Annotated in this window: 24 protein-coding genes and 2 pseudogenes; 6 read left to right on the plus strand and 20 right to left on the minus strand. The window is 45.0% G+C overall.

The window, feature by feature from the left end:
• From QZ327_RS11595 to QZ327_RS11630, 8 genes are all read right to left on the minus strand, one after another.
• Nucleotides 1–1,254 (minus strand): histidine kinase dimerization/phospho-acceptor domain-containing protein (locus QZ327_RS11595; protein ID WP_294619469.1); only part of this gene is annotated, 1,254 nt, incomplete at its 3' end.
• Nucleotides 1,255–1,271: 17 nt separating this feature from the next.
• Nucleotides 1,272–2,630, minus strand: coding sequence for an efflux transporter outer membrane subunit (locus QZ327_RS11600; RefSeq protein WP_036617592.1), 1,359 nt, complete (start codon nt 2,628–2,630; stop codon nt 1,272–1,274).
• A complete protein-coding gene (locus QZ327_RS11605) occupies nt 2,631–5,744 on the minus strand; it encodes an efflux RND transporter permease subunit (protein WP_036617590.1) in 3,114 nt (1,037 codons plus the stop codon).
• Entirely contained in the window at nt 5,741–6,865 is a 1,125-nt protein-coding gene (locus QZ327_RS11610) for an efflux RND transporter periplasmic adaptor subunit (protein WP_036617587.1), read from the minus strand. The genes QZ327_RS11605 and QZ327_RS11610 overlap by 4 nt, the downstream gene beginning before the upstream one ends.
• Nucleotides 6,862–7,401, minus strand: a complete 540-nt coding sequence (locus QZ327_RS11615; RefSeq protein ID WP_036617584.1) for a GNAT family N-acetyltransferase — start codon at nt 7,399–7,401, stop codon at nt 6,862–6,864. Before QZ327_RS11615 ends, QZ327_RS11610 begins: the two co-directional genes overlap by 4 nt.
• A 115-nt stretch (nt 7,402–7,516) precedes the next feature.
• Nucleotides 7,517–9,310: an LTA synthase family protein gene (locus QZ327_RS11620; RefSeq protein WP_016268053.1), complete on the minus strand. Its 1,794-nt coding sequence runs from the start codon at nt 9,308–9,310 to the stop codon at nt 7,517–7,519.
• Between the two features lie 160 nt (nt 9,311–9,470).
• Nucleotides 9,471–10,112 carry an outer membrane beta-barrel protein gene (locus QZ327_RS11625; RefSeq protein WP_036617578.1) on the minus strand — a complete coding sequence of 214 codons (642 nt, stop codon included), beginning with the start codon at nt 10,110–10,112 and terminating at the stop codon, nt 9,471–9,473.
• Nucleotides 10,096–10,413 carry a hypothetical protein gene (locus QZ327_RS11630; protein WP_227073466.1) on the minus strand — a complete coding sequence of 106 codons (318 nt, stop codon included), beginning with the start codon at nt 10,411–10,413 and terminating at the stop codon, nt 10,096–10,098. Before QZ327_RS11630 ends, QZ327_RS11625 begins: the two co-directional genes overlap by 17 nt.
• Nucleotides 10,414–10,847: 434 nt before the next feature.
• On the opposite strand from QZ327_RS11630, the gene QZ327_RS11635 reads away from it, so the two are divergent.
• Nucleotides 10,848–11,135 (plus strand): hypothetical protein, encoded by a 288-nt coding sequence (locus QZ327_RS11635; protein WP_036653174.1) that lies wholly within the window; start codon nt 10,848–10,850, stop codon nt 11,133–11,135.
• 388 nt (nt 11,136–11,523) lie between these two features.
• Here QZ327_RS11635 and QZ327_RS11640 read toward each other — a convergent pair whose 3' ends face one another.
• From QZ327_RS11640 to QZ327_RS11675, 8 genes and pseudogenes are all read right to left on the minus strand, one after another.
• A complete protein-coding gene (locus QZ327_RS11640; protein ID WP_009860266.1) occupies nt 11,524–12,096 on the minus strand; it encodes a pilus assembly protein N-terminal domain-containing protein in 573 nt (190 codons plus the stop codon).
• 230 nt (nt 12,097–12,326) lie between these two features.
• Entirely contained in the window at nt 12,327–12,479 is a 153-nt protein-coding gene (locus QZ327_RS11645) for a hypothetical protein (protein WP_277135772.1), read from the minus strand.
• Between the two features lie 4 nt (nt 12,480–12,483).
• Complete coding sequence (locus tag QZ327_RS11650) at nt 12,484–13,311, minus strand: hypothetical protein (protein WP_036650620.1); 828 nt, start codon at nt 13,309–13,311, stop codon at nt 12,484–12,486.
• A gap of 30 nt (nt 13,312–13,341) precedes the next feature.
• On the minus strand, nt 13,342–14,016 hold the full coding sequence (locus tag QZ327_RS11655) for a porin family protein (RefSeq protein WP_036617001.1): 675 nt from the start codon (nt 14,014–14,016) through the stop codon (nt 13,342–13,344).
• A 36-nt stretch (nt 14,017–14,052) separates the two neighbouring features.
• Nucleotides 14,053–14,532, minus strand: a complete 480-nt coding sequence (locus tag QZ327_RS11660) for a hypothetical protein (protein ID WP_051635648.1) — start codon at nt 14,530–14,532, stop codon at nt 14,053–14,055.
• 35 nt (nt 14,533–14,567) lie between these two features.
• The gene (locus QZ327_RS11665; protein ID WP_052171576.1) at nt 14,568–15,368 is read right to left on the minus strand and encodes a hypothetical protein; all 801 of its coding nucleotides are present in this window, start codon (nt 15,366–15,368) and stop codon (nt 14,568–14,570) included.
• Nucleotides 15,369–15,389: 21 nt separating this feature from the next.
• On the minus strand, nt 15,390–15,686 hold the full coding sequence (locus QZ327_RS11670; RefSeq protein WP_157304517.1) for a hypothetical protein: 297 nt from the start codon (nt 15,684–15,686) through the stop codon (nt 15,390–15,392).
• Between the two features lie 18 nt (nt 15,687–15,704).
• Nucleotides 15,705–16,019 (minus strand): annotated as a pseudogene (locus tag QZ327_RS11675) (RNA polymerase sigma-70 factor); the annotation flags it as partial.
• A 97-nt stretch (nt 16,020–16,116) separates the two neighbouring features.
• On the opposite strand from QZ327_RS11675, the gene QZ327_RS11680 reads away from it, so the two are divergent.
• Together QZ327_RS11680 and QZ327_RS11685 are read left to right on the plus strand one after the other, a co-directional pair.
• Nucleotides 16,117–17,208 carry a sensor histidine kinase gene (locus QZ327_RS11680; RefSeq protein ID WP_036617003.1) on the plus strand — a complete coding sequence of 364 codons (1,092 nt, stop codon included), beginning with the start codon at nt 16,117–16,119 and terminating at the stop codon, nt 17,206–17,208.
• Entirely contained in the window at nt 17,189–17,944 is a 756-nt protein-coding gene (locus QZ327_RS11685; RefSeq protein ID WP_036617008.1) for a LytTR family DNA-binding domain-containing protein, read from the plus strand. The genes QZ327_RS11680 and QZ327_RS11685 overlap by 20 nt, the downstream gene beginning before the upstream one ends.
• 181 nt (nt 17,945–18,125) lie before the next feature.
• Here the strand turns inward: QZ327_RS11685 and mobA are convergent, their stop codons facing one another.
• Nucleotides 18,126–18,548: a conjugal transfer protein MobA gene (mobA, locus tag QZ327_RS11690; RefSeq protein WP_036617011.1), complete on the minus strand. Its 423-nt coding sequence runs from the start codon at nt 18,546–18,548 to the stop codon at nt 18,126–18,128.
• Between the two features lie 280 nt (nt 18,549–18,828).
• Entirely contained in the window at nt 18,829–19,296 is a 468-nt protein-coding gene (locus QZ327_RS11695; protein WP_294619488.1) for a DUF3408 domain-containing protein, read from the minus strand.
• Nucleotides 19,297–19,705: 409 nt separating this feature from the next.
• Here QZ327_RS11695 and QZ327_RS11700 point away from each other — a divergent pair, with 409 nt between their 5' ends.
• The 3 genes from QZ327_RS11700 to QZ327_RS11710 all read left to right on the plus strand — a co-directional run bounded on the left by QZ327_RS11700 (nt 19,706) and on the right by QZ327_RS11710 (nt 21,217).
• Nucleotides 19,706–20,017, plus strand: coding sequence for a helix-turn-helix domain-containing protein (locus QZ327_RS11700; RefSeq protein WP_148356472.1), 312 nt, complete (start codon nt 19,706–19,708; stop codon nt 20,015–20,017).
• Nucleotides 20,018–20,350: 333 nt separating this feature from the next.
• The gene (locus tag QZ327_RS11705; protein ID WP_294619482.1) at nt 20,351–20,899 is read left to right on the plus strand and encodes a transposase; all 549 of its coding nucleotides are present in this window, start codon (nt 20,351–20,353) and stop codon (nt 20,897–20,899) included.
• Between the two features lie 12 nt (nt 20,900–20,911).
• Nucleotides 20,912–21,217 carry a helix-turn-helix domain-containing protein gene (locus tag QZ327_RS11710; RefSeq protein WP_294619484.1) on the plus strand — a complete coding sequence of 102 codons (306 nt, stop codon included), beginning with the start codon at nt 20,912–20,914 and terminating at the stop codon, nt 21,215–21,217.
• A 149-nt stretch (nt 21,218–21,366) separates the two neighbouring features.
• Here QZ327_RS11710 and QZ327_RS11715 read toward each other — a convergent pair whose 3' ends face one another.
• Nucleotides 21,367–21,567 carry a hypothetical protein gene (locus QZ327_RS11715; protein WP_294619486.1) on the minus strand — a complete coding sequence of 67 codons (201 nt, stop codon included), beginning with the start codon at nt 21,565–21,567 and terminating at the stop codon, nt 21,367–21,369.
• A pseudogene (locus QZ327_RS11720) lies at nt 21,564–21,759 on the minus strand (hypothetical protein); the annotation flags it as partial. The pseudogene QZ327_RS11720 and the gene QZ327_RS11715, both read right to left, overlap by 4 nt.

Below are 21,759 nucleotides of genomic sequence, written 5' to 3' on the forward strand. Positions count from 1 at the left end.
CAGGTTGTTGCCGATTTGCAGGATACGTTCCTTATCGGTCAGGACGACTGCATCCGTCTGATTGGTTATGGCAAGAGCCAGCCCCTTGTTCATGGCGATAGGCGTAAACTCCGTTTCAAGAATGTGCGTGATTACCGAAATCCGGCAAGCGGAAATAACGAGCTGTTCCTTGCCGTTGTCCAGACGGAAGAAACTCAGCAGGGTGTTGAGCATTTCGCGCATACGGTCGGAAGATTGCCGGATATTACGGACATATTGCTCTTTTTTATCCGCATCATTCCCTTTTTCCATCAACGCGGTATAACCGATTATTGCGGTTAAAGGTGTGCGCAGCTCATGGGTGATGGTATGCACCGCTTTCTTGCGGGAGGCTATCAGTGCCTCGTTCTGTTCAACCGATTTTTGGAGTTCTCCGATTAAATCCGATGTTTTCCGTCGGTATCGCTTGATGCAGTTCGCATTTCGATGGATGATGATATAAGAAACGACCAAAATGAGAAAGAGAAAACCCGTCAGGCTACCGATTTGAAGGAATGAGCGTTCACGCATGGCCGCTATTTCCAATTCCCTTTTTTGCAGGTCTGCTTGAACTTTTCCATCTATTTGAATAATCAATCCTTGCAGCTGCCTATTCAGTTCTGCATTTCGTGCAGCAAGACTGTCGGCATGTTCCGACAAACGGCGGCTTTGCGTCTGTTGTTCCGCTATGATATTCCGGTTAAAGGAACGGAGCATCGTGGTGGTCACGGTTGGTTTCGCTTCCTCTTTTTTGCCGAAGATACCCCAGAATCCTTTTCGTTTCGGTTTCTTGGGCTGCTCCTGTACGCTTTTCTGCACGATTACAGGTAGTTGACGGACAATTTTCTCATTGAGGGCTTGTTGTTCATCAAGTAGCTTAACGATACCACGTATCGGCTGTTCCTTGTCTTTGAGAAGATGGCGCACGCTGTCGATACGCTCTGCCGGATAGATAGCCTTTAAACGGCAGAGCATACTATCCATTGCCATACGTTTGGTATGGTAATGTTCCAACTCTTCATCATCCCATTCCAATATCGTTTCACCCAATAGAGAAAACTCTATCAGTTTAATATGTACATCATTTATCTCTTTCTTTAATTCATCAATTTGTTTGTTTTCAGCTTCTAATATTTCTACTTCATGCCATTCAATATACCATGTATATGCTATTCCCACTACTAATAGAATAATTATAGTGTGACTTGATATTATTACTTTATGTACAAAATCCATCTACGTTTATATCTAATTTAACTTCTGTCGCCTCCCAGCGCATGATAAAGTTTAATAATACTCTGTATGCGTTCAAAATAGGCTTGTGACTGCAATGTTTCTGCTTCAAGCAGTGATTGCTGGGTAGTAAGCACTTCTAAATAGGTTGCGCCAGAATGGCACATCAGCAGTTCTGTCTTCCGTACAGCGTCGTTCAAAACAGAAACGCGCCTTTCACCAATTTCAATTTGAGATTTTGCCGTCTGCCATACGGCCAAAGCATCGTTCACTTCTTTTCCCGCATTCAGCAATGCTTGCCGGAACAACAGTTTGGCTTCTTCCTGACGGCTTTTGGCTATATTCAAGTTGGCTATATTCACGCTCCGGTTGAATAACGGCTGTGTAAGGGAACCGATGACGTTGAGCAACCATTGTCCGGGATTAGTGATTACTCCGCCTCCATTGTTAGTCCAACCAAGTGTCCCCGAAAGAGTGATATTAGGATAGAAAGCGGCACGGGCTACATTGGTGGCGTAAAACGCTTGTGCCAGTTCCATTTCAGCCTGACGTACATCAGGACGGTTAGAAAGCAACTGCAAAGGAATTCCGATAGAGATTGTATCAGGAAAAGACGCCTCAGTCAAATTATTCCGTTCAATCGAGTGTGACGGCATGGCAAGTATCGCAGACAAGGCGTTCTCTGTTTCAGAGATACTCTTGCGTATGGCCAGTTGCGATGATTCGAGTTGCATCACGTTTGCCTTTGCCTGTAATACGCCGGCTTCATTTGCCTTGCCCACCTTTTTCAATGCTTCAAGCGTGCGTACCGTAGCCCGCCAGTTTTCCAAAGTCCGATTGTTTATCGCCATCTGTGTATCAAGCATGGAAAGTGTATAGTAACTGTCAGCTATAGTAGCGACAAGTTGTGTCTGTACGGCTTGCTGATAGTCACGGCTCCCTTGCAGTGCGGCGACCGCACCACGCTTTGCAGCCGTGAGCCTGCCGAATATATCAAGTTCCCAACTTGTAGACGCACCAACATTATATGTCTTTGCCGTCGTCCCGTCATACCGGCTGCCACCACCTTCGGCATTAATCCCAAGTGAAGGGAGATATGAAAGCTTAGCCGTAATCAAAGCTGCCTCGGCTGCTTCAACCCTCAAACGTGCCACATTGAGATCAGTGTTCTGCTTAATTCCTGTTTCAATCAGAGACTGAAGTTTCCGGTCAGTAAACATTTCCCGCCATGACATAGATGCAATTGTTACTGTATCAATACCTGCCGGTAAGGTCCGATATAGATTCTCTGTCGGGATTTCAGCCCGATGATACCGGCTATATGTGCTACAGCCGGTAAACATCAAAGCGGATATTATATATATTGCTATCTTCTTCATTTAATTACGTTTAACACGTTCTTGAATATATTGGAATACGATGAATAATGAAGGTACAAGGAACAACAGGGCCAACGTACCTATAATCATACCTCCGATTACGCCTGTGGCAAGCGAGCGGCTGCCGTTGGCACCCACGCCATGAGCCATCATCAGCGGAACAAGGCCGAACACCATGGACAGTACGGTCATCAAGATAGGACGCAGGCGAACCTTCGCCGCACTGTATGCCGCCTGTGCCAGGGTCATACCTTCCGACCGCCGTTTGCCGGCATATTCGGTCAGCAGAATGGCAGTCTTGGCAAGCAGTCCGATAATCATAATCAGTCCGGTCTGCATATAGATGTTGTTCTCCAGCCCGAACAGCCATGAGAACAGGAAGCTGCCCATCAGCCCGCAGGGAACTGACAATAAAACCGCGAAGGGAATAAACACGCTTTCATAGAGGGCACACAGAATCAGATATACCAAAACCATACAGAATATGAATATAAGCGTGGCATTATTGGCAGTCTTGCTCTCCTCACGTGAGATACCCCCAAACTCATAGGTGTAATTTGCCGGAAGCACTTCGTGCGCCGTCTTCCTGATTGCATCAAGTACCTGCCCCGAACTATAACCTTGAGTCGGAGAACCATTTATCGAAATGGCATTGAACATGTTAAAACGGGTGAGATCCGACGGACCGTTGGTTTTGGTCAGGCGTACAAACTGGCTTAATGGTGCCATACCACCACCGGATGTACGTACATACATGTGATTAAGGGATTCCGCATTTACACGATATTCCGAAGGAGCCTGCATCGTTACATTGTAGAGTTTGGAGAATCGGTTGAAATCCGAAACATATTGTCCCGTGCAATATCCCGAAAGCGTAGAGAGCACATCGGACGGGGAAACACCCGACTGTTCGCATTTCGCCGCGTCAATATCCACCCAGTATTGCGGGTAGTCCGTAGCAAATGAGGAATAGACTTCTCCGATTTCAGGACGCTGCGACAATGCCTCGACAAACTTGTCTGCCTCTTTCTTGAAGGCGGCGATGTTACCGCCGGCCTTGTCCTGCAAGTAAAGTTCAAAGCCGTTCCCCATACCGTATCCGGCAATCATCGGGGGAGACATGGCGAATACGGTGGCATCGGGGATGTCTGAGGTGGCGGCATAAATTTTTCCTATGACATCATTGACCGACTGCCCTTTCCCCTCACGCTGTTTCCAGTCTTTAAGCGTCACGAAATACATAGCTTGTGACGGACCGGAGCCGCTGAAAGAAAAACCGGCTATCGCGCCACTGTATTCAATCTCGCTTACGCTGTCGAGACAGTCGCCGATACGCTTCATGACCTTGCCCGTCTGTGCCATCGAGGTGCCGGGTTTTGTATTCATGCTCACCGACACCGTGCCGGTATCCTCTTCGGGGATGAGCCCCGTCTTCGTGACATTGACAAATAGTACCAGCAACCCGAACGAGACCGCAATGGTGCCCCACAACAGCCACCGGCGATGGATGATGTATAGTACCCCACGCACATAGCGACGGCTCAGGCGGTTGAAGACCGCATTGAAAGCCTTGCGGAAGCGCGCCGCAAAATTGTTCTTCGTGTTTCCGTGCTCATCGGTATAAGGTTTCAGGAACAAAGCGCACAACGCAGGAGAGAGGGTGAACGCATTGATAGCCGAGATGCCCACGGCAACCGCCATCGTAATGCCGAACTGGGCATAAAAGGCTCCGGAAGTGCCGCCCACCATGGCTACCGGAAAAAACACTGCCATGAATATAATGGTAGAGGTAAGTATGGCCGAAGATACCCCTTTCATGGCATCATCGGAGGCGAGAACTGCAGACTGATAGCCCTCGTCAAATTTCGCCTGTACCGCTTCCACCACCACGATGGCGTCATCGACCACAGTCCCTATGGCAAGCACAAGGGCGAACAGGGTAAGCAAGTTGATGGAAAATCCAATCATGGACATTACGGCGAATGTGCCGATGATGGATACAAAGATGGAAATCGTGGGAATAAGCGTGGACTTGATGTCCTGCAAGAACACATACACCACCACAATAACCAGAAGTATCGCCTCGATAAGCGTCCGTATGACAGAATGGATGGAGGCATACAGGAACTTGTTGGTATCGGTAAGTACCACGAATTCTGTTCCCTCCGGCAGGTCACGCTTCAAGTCATCGAGTACCTCATGAATTTCTTTGATGGTACTTGAAGCATTGGAACCGGCTTTCTGGTTAATAAGCATAATGGCAGCCGGACGACCGTTCACCTCGGTAGAATAATTATAGCTTTCATCACCGAGTTCCACGTCGGCCACGTCCTTCAGCCTCAGTACATCGCCTCCGGACTGGGACTTGATTACCAGTTCACCGAATTCTTCCGCCGTGGAAAGACGTCCGCGATACTTCATCGTGTATTCATTGGCCGTGGGATGGTTTGCTCCGAACGAACCGGTGGCAGCCTCGATATTCTGTTTCGCCAGAACTGAGGAAATATCATCGGGAATCAGTCCGTATTGAGCCATCTTGTCGGGACGCAGCCAGAGGCGCATACTGTAATTGGAACCGAACAGTTGCGCCTTGCCGACCCCGCTTATTCGTTTCAAGCGTGGTTCGACATTGATTTTCATGTAGTTGTTGAGAAACGTCTGGTCGAAACGGTCGTCGGGTGAGTAAAGCGCGAAAGTCATAAGTTCGGCATTCTGCTGTTTCTCTGTCGTGACACCGCTTTTGGTGGCCTCCGCCGGAAGCTGGCTCAACGCACCGTTTACGCGGTTCTGAACGTTTACCGCCGCCATGTCCGCATTTGCGCCCTGTTTGAAATAGATGTTGATGGATGCGTCTCCCGTGTTTGATGCGGTCGAGGTCATATAAATCATGTCCTCCACGCCGTTGATTGCTTCCTCAAGCGGGACGATTACCGCTTTCTGCACAGTTTCGGCATTTGCACCGGGATAGGTGCAGAATACGTTGACGGTCGGTGGTGCGATGTCGGGATATTGCTCCACGGGAAGGGCCTTCATTGCGATAATGCCCATCAGGACAATCACCACGGAGATAACGCCCGAAAACACCGGGCGGTCTATGAAAAAGCGCAAGTTCATGGGGTTACGGTTTTAGGTGTGACAATCATTCCTTCCCTTACAAGTCCTACTCCTTCGCACACAATGGTATCACCGACAGAGAGCCCCTGCTTTACAACGAAGTGGTTGCCGTCGTTCAGACGGTCCGCTGTCAGGTAAGCGGCTTCACTCTTCCCGTTTTTAAGGCGGTAGGCGATAATTTTGTCCTGCAACTCGACAGTGGCGGTCATGGGAACCAGAATGGCATCCGTATTCAGTCCTTGCAGGATGACGTTGCCGATGGTCCCGCTCAGCAGCTCGCGGTCGGGATTGGGGAACAGGGCTTTGATTTGTACCGCTCCGGTAGTAGGATTCACCACACCGCTGACGGTCTCTATGTGCCCCTTCTGTCCGTAGAAAGTGCCGTCATTCAGTTGCAGGCTGATTTCAGGCATTTTGGAAATCATCTTGTCAATTGATCCGTATCGCGCCCTGAGCTGACGCAGCTTGTTTTCGGAAACGGAGAAATAGGCGTACATCTCCGAATTGTCAGATACCACCGTGAACGGCTGTGCCATGTTGGGATTGACAAGTGCGCCGATGCGGAAGGGCAGTGTGCCTATCACGCCATCACTCGGACTTTTTATCTCGGTATATGAAAGGTTGTTGCGGGCATCCGTCTCCTGTGCCTTTGCCTGTTCGAGTTCGGCAAGTGCCACAGCCAGTTGATTCCGGGCAAGAGATAGTTCATAATCGGATATGACCTTCTCGTCAAACAAGGCTTGCTTGCCTTGCAGTTCGATTCGTGCCGTTTCAGTCTTGGCTTGTGCAGCGCTGACGTTGGCCTGCGCCGTGCGTAGTGCCGCCAGATAAGGCACTTGGTCAATCACGGCCAATACTTGTTCGGATTTCACCCATTCACCTTCTTTTACACACAGGCGGCTGATACGTCCCGAAATCTGGGGCATGATGTCCACATCCTGCCGTCCGCGGATGGAGGCAGAATACGTTTCCTGAAATTCAATAGGCCGGGAAGAAACCACCATAACGGGCAGTGTCTGTCCCGTTTCCTGTCCTTTCTGTTCCGGTTTGCAGGCTGCCAGTGAAGCAGCCATAAGGGTCGTTGCCGTGACACCGGCAATCCATGTTCGTCGATTCATCATCTGTTCTTATTGTTTTTCCATTCTTTATTCAATATCGCATAGATGCAAGTATCCTCATACCGTGGTGTACCGTCAGGATGACATACAAACGATATGAACTCTTTCATACATCCTTCACACCTCATTCCGAGACGTTCACACAATCTTTTCGACCGCAGATTATCGTCTTCGACAAATCCGTAAACACGTCGTGCGCCGGCATCACGGAAAAGGTAGTCCAAAAATCCTGTTGCCGCTTCATACGCCAATCCCTTGCCTTCGAAATGTTTGTTGAAATGCCAACCAATGCTATAAGTGTCAGTATATTCGCACAGAGCGAAAACATCACCGATAATAAAATCGTCCTCTCGCAGACATACGGCATAGCGCAGCATATCCTCGGAAGAATGGAAAATATAAGCCAATGCCGATTCTTCAGAATACAGACGGTCACCAACAAAGCAATTGACGCGTGGATGAGAAAGGTATTCCAACAAACCTGCGGCATCCTTCTTCTGAAAGTCCCTGATGATAAGATGTTCTGTTTTAATGATCATATATCGCAAATTTTAGATGCAAAAATACTTCGTACCCAATATGCTGACAATCGGAATACAATCGAAACGGAGAAAACCGCTTCCAGAACGACGAAAATAGCTTCCGAAATATCGGCTATCGCAAATCCTTCAATTTGTCGAATCGTATTATCCGGTCAGAGATTACCTGAGACTGCCGCATTCTCAGAAGTTCCTCGCGGGATAAAAACATGGTATCTCCCTCTATACTTCTTTTCGGGCTGATGGCAACACCCGGCTTTCCAGAATCGAGAATACTTTGACCGATACCGCTCCACCGATAACTTTCCAGACCGAGCAAGTTCAAAAGCGTGGTATAGATGTCCACCTGTCCCATTACTTTTGTATGATACATTGCTATAGGAGAGTTTAATACAATAAAAGGGGTGAACTCGTTCTCCGAAACGATTCCTTTCCCTGCTTTTGTACGGCACAAATCTTTGCGATTGTCCGCCAGTCCTTCGTGGTCGCCGGTTATCACCACCATTGTCCGTCCGTATTCGGGACGTGTTCTCAGATATTCCACGAATTTCCCGATCGCCTCGTCCGTATAATGCGCCACGGTCATATAGTCAGCCATGACTTCGGGAATCCGATTGGAGAAATGGACGGTTTTTAGAGATTCTGGCATCTTGAACGGCGAATGACCGGAATATGTGACCATCTGAATAAATACATTTTCATCGGAACGCCAAATCTCCCCGTTTTCCATTTTTTCCCTGCATTGGCTGAAAAAAGCGTTGTCGCCCAACCTTTTCCGGTTTCCGAATGCTTCCGTCATCCGGAAATCAGGATAAGAGACAATGGTATCTATTCCGAAACTCCGGGCCACCGCCCCCTGATTCCATGTTTTTGTCTTATCCACTGTTAAAAGATAATTGCGAGTTCCCTTAAGTTCTTTCATTGCCTTGGGCAAAGTGTGGTATGTATTGAGAGGAAACCGGCAACTGTATGCGCCGGTCTGCAATGGCAACAGACCGGCGAGCACAAGCAACTGGGCATCAATGGAACGCCCTCCGTTGACTTGTGTAAGCACATGGGGGGCATACAGCGTGGACCGTTCTTTGAGAAGTTTATTGAGATAGGGTGTGATTTCCTGATTCTCAACGGTGAGATTCAGTACCCAGCTCTCCAGTGATTCGGCCAGAATAAAGATGCAGTTGTCCCTGGATGCAATGTCCGGCACAGGAACAAGCGCAGGTCTCTCCGAAAGCCAATTGTGAATTTCATGTTCCTGTTCTTCCGTTAGTTCAGGTAGTTCGTCGGCATAGTCAAAATAGAGTGTGCCGAACAGTGTATAAAGCGGCGGACCACTTGCGTGTCGATGGGCAGACGATTTCATGTTCCTATAGACTGTAAGGAAACCGCCTCGGATAGAAAGATTGACAGCCAACAGTGCACATAAAAATATGAGCAGTGTAAAATAAGCGTGTTTGCCAAACGGAAATATGATTTTCGACCGATGGTTTCTCCAAAGCATAAAAAACACGACAGCGGCAGTTGAAGCAGGAAATAGTCCGTCGCACCATCGGAATGAAGCTGCCACACTCGGTAGAAAATCGGTCAGATTTCCTGCCAATAGGTAACTTGATAAGGGAATGGCGGAAAAATAGCTCCGATAATATAACAAGTTGGCTACCATCCATATATCCAGTACCACCATGACAAGTATGCTTGCCGCTATACGTCTTGTCAATATGTAGGGAACGGACAAGACAAGCGTGGCTGCAAGAGCCGTGGCATACGACTCCCAACATGAGAAAGGTGTAAAGGTGGTGTAATAACACCATATTGCATTAAACAGGAGGAATTTGAAAAATACTCCCGCTATTGGAATGGCAGGCTGTATTCTGCTGCCTGCAACATTCCCTTCTTGTTTGTTAACAGTCATTGGCTAATTCAGTTTAGTGGAATTCTTCCTAATTATTTTTACTTCACTGGGAGCGATAATATCTTGTTTCATAAGATAAAATATATCACTACCGATTACTTCAATCTTGGCTGCTCTCAGAACAATCCGAAATGGTCGCGTTCACACTGAATACGTTTCATCATTTTCCTCTTCGCTTCATCTGCTGTTTCACGATGCGGCTGTCCCCCATTTCAAATGAATCCGATACGGTTTCTTCCGCATATTTCCTGCTTTTTCCACCAAACGTGTAAGTGATGCCTATGGTGATGTCCTGCATGGGTTCAATAAGGCGTGATATGTTCGTGAAATCCCTGGTGCTGGATACCGACTCCCAATACATTTTGCCACCATGACCTAAACCGCTCATGCCACTGATAGCCACATCCAGTTTGTCATTGAGGAAGGAGCGCGCGAGTGTTGCACTTATCATCATCATACCCGAATCGTAACCTTGGAGAGAGTACCGACGCGACATCCATTCCATATTACTACTCCACTTCAACTGCCAAGGCAGATTCTGTTGCCACCCCAGATTCAGGTTACCATGCCAACCATAGTTGCAGGCATCAATCTCCCGGCTTCGCATGTCATTGTAGCCCACTTCTCCATTAAACATCAAGCGGATTGAATTTCTCAGTGTTTCACAAATGCTCCATGCCAATCCGAACAACTCCTGATAGGTATAAGTCTGGTTGTCAAGAACCAGTGCCGGACGCATGGCATAATGATTCGAGGCTCGGACAATAGCAGCCAGCATATCTGCATCATTTATCTTCTTCATAATTTGTATTGTTTCTATTTATATTTTCTTGTTCTGTTTGCGGTTCATGCAACACTGCTTTTTCTTTTGTGGATACTGGTTTGGTACCAAGCATCCACAAAAAATGAGGAAAAGGCAATACCAATTTCACTGTGTTTCCGTTTTTTGTTGTTTCCATTTTTCTCTTCAGTATAATGTAACTATTCTCTTTTGAAAATCTGCCTTTGGGAGAATGCGTTGATGACACCAGAAGTTCCAACAGTTTTTCAGATGACTCTTGTTCTTCTTTTATAAGTCTCAAAGGAAATTGGTTCTCCATCATTGCTTTATTTCTCTATTGGATTGAAATATCTCATTAACTCAGCAGACTGTCCAAAATTACTTACTGGAACAAAAAAGAACCTGTCTGAAACGGCGAAAACAATTTCCGAAACGGAGTTTTTAAACATTGAAAATAAATTAATATAAACGCTTATCTTATAAACAAAAGCAATATCGTTACCTTGTGAAGAATGTACTTCTAATACTCACTTTGATTAAAGAAACCGTACAAAATGGTCAAAAACAGGTTCTTCCAGAATATAGCCTTTAATCATATACCATAAATAAGGAACCGTCTTAAACTGTGCGATGCTATTTGAAAGTATAGCCAAAACTCAGATAAGGATACAATAACGGGGTTTTATGTAATCCGTATTTATCTCTAAAATTGAATGAAGGACTGACACCGGCACGGAACATAAAACCATTTTCCCGTTGATACCAGTATCCAATATTAAAAAAGACATAGTATCTGAAAGTATTCCGCGATTCAACTATCTGAGTAACTGGTTCGATAATGCTGACATTTCCCTCGCTGTTTACCCAATAGGTTTCCTTTATGGAATACAGCCCCATATTGATGCCTGTTCCGGCTTCAAACTTGCTGCGCCGTTTACCCAAAATGCAATTAAACTCCAATGGCACGGAAAAACCATGCCCTTCATAGGAATTGTAGTTCGTCCCATAAAAGTAGGATATTCCGGCACGATAGCCGAAAACTGAACCGGGCTTTATTCTTAAACGCCAATCATATTTGAGGCGCCCAATAGTTCCAAATAAATGCTCTTGTACGTTTTATCCTTGTGCGAACTTTCTATCTCTTGCCCAAAAGCAGAAAAAGCGAGAAAGCATATTAATACGCTCATTACAATATTTTTCATTGAAAATTTATCCGTATCACTGGATCTTATCCACAGCAGCATGAACGGCAACTTGTCATGCAAACAGCTAATAATATGACTATTGCCAATACGACAAGGATAGATAATTTACTTTTTCGATATCCCATTACTCAATTTATTTTTGTTGACATACAATAATCCATAACAATCCTTTTGGAAGAGAAAAAAGATATGCGTTTCTTCTACTCCCAAAAGGATTCTCTGATACTTTATTTTACTGTAATTGAAATAGTTCCAGTTTTCTTGTTCTTGTCAGTAACAGTCACTGATGTGCTACCAGCCTTGACACCTTTGATAATAATCTTTCCATCCTTGACTGTGGCTGTGGCAATTTTCGTGTCCTTGGCGGTTGCTGTATAAGGAGCGGAACCATCTTTTACAGTGACAGCCTCTTCCTTCCCAACAGTTACGGATACAGACTTTTTATCAAAATCAAGTCCGGATGCCGCAGCCTTGACCACCACAGGAATCTTTCCTGTAAGCTTCTTTGAGTCGGAGATGAGCATGGTTGCTGTACCGTCTTTAAGACCGGTGATTGTAATGGTGTTCTTGTCTGCTTTAGCCGTCGCAATCTTGGTATTGCTTGAGGTTACAGTAAATGGAGCAGTACCGCCACTTACAGTAACCGTTGCAGTTTTGCCGGGAGCCACCTCTACTTTAGAGGGGGTACACTTAAGATCTGGAACTTTGGGGTCATCATTCTTATCGCAAGAACCCATGGCTACTGCTAGAACACAGGCGAAAAACGCCATAGTGAATTTAAGAAACTTTACTTTTTTCATTGTTGTTCTTTTTTTTTAATTAAAAACTTTATTGTTTTGTTGAACGCTCTTTTATGCAATTGCAGAACAAAAGTAGCACTTCAGTGTAAACTCTTTAATTACATTTTATCTGAAACGGCGAAAACGGCTTCTGAAACGACATTTTTATTATTTGAAAAGAAATCACTTTCTTACAGGTTTTGCAAACTTGTTTTAGACTAATCCGATATTCACAGATACTCATATGAATTTTATCTTATAGGCTGTTTAATAGTTACCGTCACCTGTTCTGCCTTATTGGACGGATTATAAAGCAGACTTCCGCATGAACTCATGCACATCATGCAGCCGTACAGCAGAATCCATATTGCAACAATCATTATTTTGCTTTTTTTCTGTTTCATATTATCAATGATTAAAGAATAGTCCTTTCACGATTTGCTGGAACATTCCACCAAAATCCGCATTTATTTCACGCCCGTTATGCTTATACAACGGACGTATTATCGGTACAGTCGATTGCTGGTGAAACCCATTGCCGCCATAACTTCTCATGCCCACATCCATTGCCCATCGTTCTGCCAAATCAAAAGAAAGGTAACCGCCATAATGGTAGCCGTCCAGTCTCCTCATCGATTGCACACCCAGCAAATAGGTGCGATGATATGTACCAAAGAGATGGAGCGATGTTTGGGGAAGGAATTGATAGGAAACATCGGTGCCGATTCCGAATGTGTTGCTGCCCGAACGGGGAATGCTCAGTTTGTGCGCATAGAGGCACAGCCCCAATTTCCATTTCTCGTTTGGAGAATACACCGTTTTTACTTCAACATAGTTTGACACACCGACTCCTATGATGTTTTCCTGTCTGCCACGTCCCCAAATATCTATCTTGTCAAACCGATGAATAATCCCACCGACATTGTATTCGCCTTTATGCAAAGACGAACGGTCAACGGGAAAGTTCTGTGTATAATCAGGACGAAAGTTCAAAAGCGTTTCAGGCATTTTGGGAATGAAATCAAAATGTGGAGACAGAAACGACTTCCCATATTCATAAATCGACAGTTTAGTAGTGTCTATGTTCGTCACGGTCAGTTTTGCACGGCCGAAGAACAGCATAGAATTTTCCTGCCCGTATAATCGGGAGCAAACGGACAACAGTATCATGATGACAAAAACCACACTATATGCTGTCAGATTAATGCCGCAGATTTTCAATTTTTGTTTCCACATAATGATTATAGTCTAAGTTTGTATTCTTTCTCAGAACATATAAGCGCAGGATGCCACAAATGTCCTGTTCTTGCTGTCCACACCCATCTTGTTTATATTCTTCATGCCCCAATCATACCCGATGGAAAGCTGGACGCGGCGGGCAATCTCCGTTCCGGCACGGAATCCCAATCCCCAATCGAAGCGGTTGAGCATTTTGTCGCTGAATACGTTGCCTGCCGTCTCCTTTGTCGTGGCTGTTCCCTTGTCGGGAGTAATGGTTTCCTTTGCTTTGCCAAACAGACCGATGTTAAAATAGGGTCCGGCATTGACGAACAAGCTGACGTTCTGTCCGACGCAAAACTTGTAGCCGATGTGGACGGGAATATTCAGATAGTAAGGAGTACACTTATTGTCCGAAGTATAGCCCAACGACGGCTTATCCGGTTTTTCTCCGGTAGCGGGGTTATAGTTGCTGTTGTAGTAGTACCCCGGACTCTTCCATCCATGCGAAGAGAGCATCAGCCCGAAATCCATATACAGGCCTTTTGCCACCTGCGGAAGTCCAAACTCCCCCTTGACACCGACATGGAAACCGGATTGCGATTTGTAACCACTCGGAGAACTGAGGTTGTAACCTCCCGTCACTCCCATTCTGAAATCTTGCGCTTTCGTCGCCATGCAGAATGGCAGGGCGATAAGCAATGTCAATAGAATCTTTTTCATACTGAAATTAATTGTTAAATGAATAAATCTGTTTTACTATTTGGGGTTGCTCTGAGAAACTCCCCGTTTTTCTTTTTCTTCTTTAGGCTTGAACGTGTATTCCTGATAAATTCGTTCCTGACCGGAAACGCTTACTGGGTCTTCATACGTCAGGTATATGCACAATTTATTGGCATCAATCTTGTCTATCAGCCAATAACGAGGATAGTCCATGTAGATGACGTTGAATTGCGGAGTGGTGAAAGCCCAAGAGAAGTAGGTCGTGGTATCTCTTATCCCTCCATCCGTATAAGTCGTGATTGTTCTCCACGACCCTTTCCCATTGTCGCCAAAGCGCCATATCTCGTGTACGTCATAGCCGTAGTACGTCGAGCGGTAATCCCTTTCCCACTTCTTGTTGGTCAACTGTTCTATTCTCTTTTTCTGACCGGCATCATAATAGCCCGACTTCTTGATACATCCAGATAATACCACAGTTGTCGATAGTATTAGGATAAGATAGACGATTGCTCTCATATTGTTTCCAGCCCTTTATAGGTTTCTACTATTCGTTAATCGATAAAATCAATCCTAATCAAGCAAGCACCTGTTGCCGTAGGATTATAAAGGTATCCCTTAAATTTCCAATAAGTATTAGGATTGCTGCCCGATGCTTTCCATGTAAAATTCCATGTCTCCATAGAACCACTTCCAGACATTACTATCGCTCGGTCATTGTCACCGTTACCGGAAGGATAGCCTCCGCTTTCCGGGGTCTTCTTGGCATCTGTTTTACAGCCAATCTCAAAATAATAGTACTTATACCCAAACATATTGATATCAATCTTGGATTTGATTTGAGTGCCGGCATAGAAATTGGCTTCATTCACTGTGTCTGCCTGTAATTGCAGAGAGGCTCGAGTGTCTCTGGTTACGACAGTACCCACTTCTTCCGGCGAAGTTTTCTCTATCGTGACTGCCGCATCATGGTTTATCGTCCGAATCCACGTCTCGCCACCATAAGTACTGTAAACAATCTGGCTGACATCCTCACGCTTGGCTGCTACAGCCAGCTTGGAGTTTAATGCTTTCAGTTCGTCTTCAAACCTGGTTCGGTTGGCTGGAGATACCTTTTGAAGCTCCTGATAATCGGAGTCATAGATATAGGCCAATGGGGAGTTCTTTTTGTTCACGTTGATGTAATACTCTCCCAACGATTTATTCACATCAACAAACTTTGAAAGTACCTCGGCGTCAGTCTGGTAGTCACGCATCGCAGGCATTTCGTCACTCACAACAGTAGCATCCGAACATGATGCTACGCATAGTCCTGTTGACAATAGAACGGCTAATGATAAAAATAAATTCTTCATACTAAAATTACTATTCTCAAGTTACTTCTCATTCCTTATGGTCTCATTATGAACCAATATGTACATACAATACAGTTGTCCGAATATCCGCTTAGATAAACGCAACTCTTCTTCGTCCTCAACATTTAATCTGTGGAAACCTTGGCTATCTTTTATTAAATGTTTCATAAAGCGTTGTTTCGCAATTTCCCATTTAAGGAACAGACCATCATCCAAAGAAGGAGGTAAACCCAGTTTCTCTTCAATATCAAAAAAATCAATATCAATATAAATGTTATTATTCTTTCTGATACGTTCTTGGAAACTGTGATTAGTCATGGCTATAGCTTTCCTCTCATCCTCTGCTATATGCAGATAATGAAGTGCATACAGGCACAATAGCCGATAGTATTTCCGATAAATACTATCAGCTATCTATTTTTTCAAATTTGGTTGATTCAGACTTTATCATATCATAGTGGCATTTACCTTACAAGGATGCAAAATTATCCGTGTAGTATCAGTCATAATAGTAAAATTCGACTGAAACGGATAAATTGATATCTGAACCGCCCAAATGGGCGGTTTATTACACAAAAAACTAATTTCCGAATTGGCATTTCGGCAAACGTAAAGTGTAACACTGTTCGTTTCAACATTCATTTTAATCATTTCGAAAGTGATTTTGTCCGTTTCAGCCGATTTTATCTTATCAAATAAAGAAGCAAATCCCTATCTTTGTGGAATATGAAGTAACTTTGCATCTGATATGACAAAAGAAAATATAAAAATAATGAACTGGCGGAACGGGCTTTTATTATCAGCCGTTTCCTATGTGCTCTACCTCATTATATGGTTAATTCTCGATGATGAAACAACTGACCAATCTCCGGGAATGGCGGCTGTCGATTATATCGTCGATTTTTTATTGTGCATACTCTTTACCTATATATCTTTGGGGTTCTCTTATCTTGTTTTTAGGATTTTGCCTTTCAGGACATCTTATGTGTGGGTGATTGTCTATGCCTCATGTCTTTTGACTCTGAATAATATTGTCGCATTCGGCATGATATCTTTATTCAATTTCTTATGGGATGAAACCGGGAACGGACTTCTTGACGAATTACTCAACATGAAAGGTGTATATACTTTTGCAATGATATCCACCTTTATATCAAGCGTTTATGCCAACGCATTCTACCTTCAATCTTACATCAAGGCACGTGACGAGAAGCAAACACTTGAAATGGCACTGATGAAGGAGAAAGAGATCGCCCTACAGTCACAACTCAACTCCCTGAAACTGCAAATCAATCCGCATTTCATGTTCAACAACTTCAACAATCTGCTGGAATTGATTGAAGAAGATACCGGACTGGCTGGCAAATTCCTAAGCAATCTGTCGAAAGTGTATCGGTACATCATTGCTAATTTGGACAGGAATCTGATTCCTGTTACTGATGAGATAAAGTTCCTTGATTCATACTTGTATCTAATGAAGGTACGTCACGCCGGAGGCGTCATTACGAAAATCAGTCCAGAGGTTAAAGAATGTAAGGGGTTCCTTCCTCCGGCGGTGTTGCAGCTTCTTGTGGAGAATGCAATAAAGCATAATAGCTTTTCAATGGAACATCCGCTGTTTATTGCCATTGCGTTGTCGGATGATTATATCACTGTCCATAATCTTAAATCGCCTTTGCTGTCAAAAATGGACTCAACGGGTTTAGGCCATAAAAACATCATAGAACGATACGCATTGCTCTGCGACAAAAAGGTTAAGATAGAGAATGCCGAAAACTTCTATTCGGTAAGTTTGCCAATAATTAGAAACATCATTTCCCATGAAAATATTGATTCTTGAAGATGAACAGCGCAATGCCATGCGCCTCATAAGATTACTAAATGATATTGATGCAACGTTTGTAATTGAAGGACCATTTACAAGCATAAAAGAGGCGGTCGAATTTTTCCAATCAAGAAAAACAACAGACCTCATACTTGCGGATATCCGTCTTACTGACGGTCTAAGTTTCGAGGCTCTTAAATACGCTCCGGCAACCGTACCCATCATATTCACTACTGCATACGATGAGTATGCGGTACAGGCATTCAAGTTCAATAGTTTCGACTATCTCCTGAAACCTTTGGATGCCGATGAACTTGAAGCAGCCATAAATAAAGCAATCAAAGCTGGTAAAAATTATACCGAGGAGAATTTTCGGCAGCTTTTCGACGCGTTACAAAAGAACCAGTTCCGTTATCGGGAACGTTTCCTGTTACCTTATCGTGACGGATATAAGACAGTACGTGTCTCAGACATCAATCATATTGAGACTGAAAATAAGAATGTGTATCTTCGCCTTAATAACGGCACTTCAGAAGTTGTCAATGTGTCAATGGAAGAACTTGAACAGCAACTCAATCCAGACTGTTTCTTCCGGGCAAACAGACAATATATTATTAATGTTGAACACGTACTGTTTCTCGGTAATTATTTTGGTGGAAAACTTATTGTTCGCCTAAAAGGTTATCCTAATACAGCAATAATAGTCAGTAAGGAGAAAACTCAGCGACTTAAAGGATGGATTGATAGATAAGGCTTATGTTACAAAATTATATGCTTTACAAAAGTTTTCAAGAGCCGAAATTTACACATTTGTCCCTATCAAGCCGATTGTTCATCCCAGACATATGGTTCTAATGCACGATGTTGATATGGTCAGTAATGAAATTGCCTGACGGACTTCTTTCATCTACCGGGCTGCGTATCTGCGAGAATTATTCCTTCTGTTGTTCCCACTTGGCATACATCTCCCTTGAAAGTTCCACAATCTCCCGGCTCAACTTTACGAGGTCGATGGTATGTTTCTCCAACTTGTAGAGCAACGCCATCACCTTCTTCTCCGAAAAATGGATGCGCAACTCTTTAACGACCTGATTGTAGTTCGTACCGATGGCACGGAACTGGGCGTGGAAGTCCGACAGTTTGGTGTAGTAGTCCACCAGCGTCTTGTCCACTTTCAGCACCTTGAACTTCTGTCCGAAGAAATGCGCCTTCAGAAAGACGGCTTTCGCATACACGTTCGATTCCTCGTACATCGTGAGGAATCTGTTCCATTCCACATCATCGAAGCGCACCATCACACAGTGCGTCTTCGGATTCAATTTGGGATTTCTCCCGTACTTGCTCTTCTTTTTCATTCTTCTTATTCTTTTAATTTTATGGCTTGTCCATTGTTTAATCTTTGATTAAGGAACCCCGAAATTATCCGACTGCGGAGGATAATTCTGCCCACGGCGGTGAAGGTGTTTTCAGTTACTTAGAATTATTCGGGTAACTGAAAATATATCTTGCTGTGTCTTTGAGGACACAAAAATCCTCCGCCTGTCGGATTGGTTTGTGTGTATAATAACTCATTTGGAATATCGGTCAAGCCGATGGAGTGTATCCACCGGCTTGACCGGTTCTACCGTAATCCGCTCAGAGTTTGCGCCACTGCTCGATATCCTCCCGGTAGGTTTCAAGGTGCAGGCGGGCGAGGTTCTCGATAAGTCCCGAAGCACTCATGCCACGCCCACCGAGACGGCGGACAATCCCGTCCAGCCGGTCACGCACCTCACCGCTGACGAACACGGGCTTGCGGTCGGTTATCTTGGGAACTTGCAGGTAAGCGGTACGGTACTCGTCCAGCGACAGCCTGCGTTGTTTGCTGCTGACACGCTTCTGTGACACTTCCACTTCTTCGGGCGTTCCGCCTGACGGTTCATCCACCGTAGCTGTTTCCGCTTTTTTCGTGATGGTTTTGACGGGTTGTGCCAGCTGTTCCGGCTCCAGACCGATGTTCCGGTAGAAGTCGTCCATAGACTTCTCACTGCGGGATTCCCTGCGTCCCATTCTTTCCACGATTTCACGAGCCTGCTGCTCACTGATACTTGGTTCTCTTTTCATTGTCATAAAACAGATTGATTAAGTTATTACTGTGGTCTTGGTCTGTGCCTTGACCGATTATCGCAAGTAAAGTAAGATACTTTAGTGCAGTCAGTCAACAACTTGGATTCGGTTAGGCAATATTGTGAGACTTTGCTTTATGGTGATAGAGATATTGGTGAGGACTTCACAGATTTGCCGGATCTGAATAGCCGGAAGAACAGAGGTGCGATTACAGTCAGGTTTGAATTAAGCCCTTGTTTTTTCTCTTGCCACATTGCTGATTTCCGGAATTAAGAATATAGCCCCAATCTGTGCCAACCTCTACCAACCTGTGCCACATGCTTCCACTTCTGGAAAATCCATTGCCGGATAACAGATTATGTATTCCTTTGCGGCAAAAGAAACAGTAACAATAAAAAGTATGTATATGGAAATCGTATCAATTGAAAGAAAGACCTTTGAGGCGATGGTCGCCAAGTTCGACCGTTTCGTCCGCCACATGGATGCCATCTGTCAGCGGCACGGAGAGAAGACAATGGGCGAGTGGATGGACAATCAGGACGTGTGCCGGATACTCAACATCAGCCCACGCACGTTGCAGACGCTTCGGGACAATGGGACGCTGGCTTACTCGCAGATAAGCCACAAGACCTACTACCGTCCCGATGATGTACAGCGCATTGTTTCCGTTGTGGAGGACAGGCGCAAAGAAGCAAAGTTCAAAGGAAGAACTATATAAACTTGATGAAATGAACGAAGAAAACTAACAATACCCACTCTTACCTTTGCAGTGTCAATAGCGATTGGCACTTTTTTCTAGTAAGAGAGATGTCCATCGGGTGGATAATTGTTTGTAGTTTTGCTAAAATGATTGTCCATCGGCAGCGAGCCCATCAACCACTTTGTCCTCCTCTGGAGATACCGTGATTTAGATTTCGCCGCTGCCTTTTTTATATCTTTAGAGCCTGGACAAAGTATCGTAAGCCGGATTGACCGAGCTTGAGTTCTGCCAAGAGTGAAGGTGACGAAGATTATTGACAGTCAGATTGTATAACCAAATAATCCAATTGACATGCAACCGAGATTTAAACCAACTGTCTATTTCCGCCAGTGCGTGGGTATAGATATCGCCAAATCGACATTCATGGCCTGCCTGTCCATGCTTGATGCAGAAGGATGTAGCACATCGCCGATAGAATTCACCAATGACAGGCACGGATTCAACCAGTTCGTCAGATGGACGCGTAAAGAGTCCCTCAAAGGGTATCCGCTTTGTTTCGTCATGGAGCCTACAGGTGTATATTACGAGGCTCTTGCAATGCACCTTACCAAACTCGGGATGACCGTTCATGTTGTTCCAGCAAACCGAGTCAGGGACTTCGCAAAATACGAAGGATACAAGACTAAGACCGACAAAATCGATGCCTATATCCTCTCGATGCTCGGATGCGAGAATCGCAAGCTCAAGAATTGGGCGGCACCGGATGAGCAGTTTGCGTCAATACGGTCATTGTGCCGCCTGCGCACCTCTCTGGTAAAACACAGCACGATGCTGAAGAACCGGCTTGGAGCACTTACTGTAAGCTCTTTCTCAGACAAAAAGACTGTAAGGATATGCTAAATCCAAAGTAACATGAATGAACTGATTAACAAGGACAACGAGTGGATAATCCACTTCATGGGCAGTCTCGACCGTTTTTTGGACAGTCTCGAGCATCTGACCGCCAATTACCGCCCGACACTGAACGGCGAGCGTTTCTTCACAGACAAGGAGGTGTCGGCACGGTTGAAAGTGAGCCGCCGGACACTTCAGGACTATCGAAACGAAGGACGCATAGCCTATATCCAGTTAGGCGGCAAAATTCTCTACCGTGAATCGGACATCGAAAGGATGCTTGCTGACGGCTACCGCTCCGCCTATCGGCTGACAGACACATGATTTTCTTGAAGGAGCGCAGTTTGCCGTCTGCCCTATGATTGCGGAGCAACGGACTTTCGGCAAAAAGAGAAAGGAACGGCTTACAGACGGAGCATCAAAATCCTGCTTCGTCTGTAAGCCGCTCCTCTCTTCTTTCTTCTGATTTCCCATCAGTCGCTTGTTTCCGTTGCCGGATGCTCTTCAAGCGTATGGCAGGCAATGGCAAGGTTTTCGGGCTGAATACGCTCAAACTCGTTTGAGGAAGATTCCGCCCGAAACGGCTTGCCGCCCGACCTTGCCGCTACCATCAAGCCATACGCTACCTTTGCATCCGTGCATCGGGAACGAGTGGCTGGTGGAATGAACCTCAACTATACCATCGGTTATTACCTCTGACGCTGGCAACAAATAGTGTAATCGGTGTAGCTTTCTTAATAGTGCTAATTTCATTTATTATAAACCGTCTGAACAAGACACTCTCTTTACTGCATATCCTGAATGCAACGGCTATAATCATTTCAATATCATAAACGTCATAACTGATACCGTCCGGTCGTTTAATA

Source organism: uncultured Bacteroides sp. (assembly GCF_910578895.1).
Taxonomy (GTDB): Bacteria; Bacteroidota; Bacteroidia; order Bacteroidales; family Bacteroidaceae; genus Bacteroides.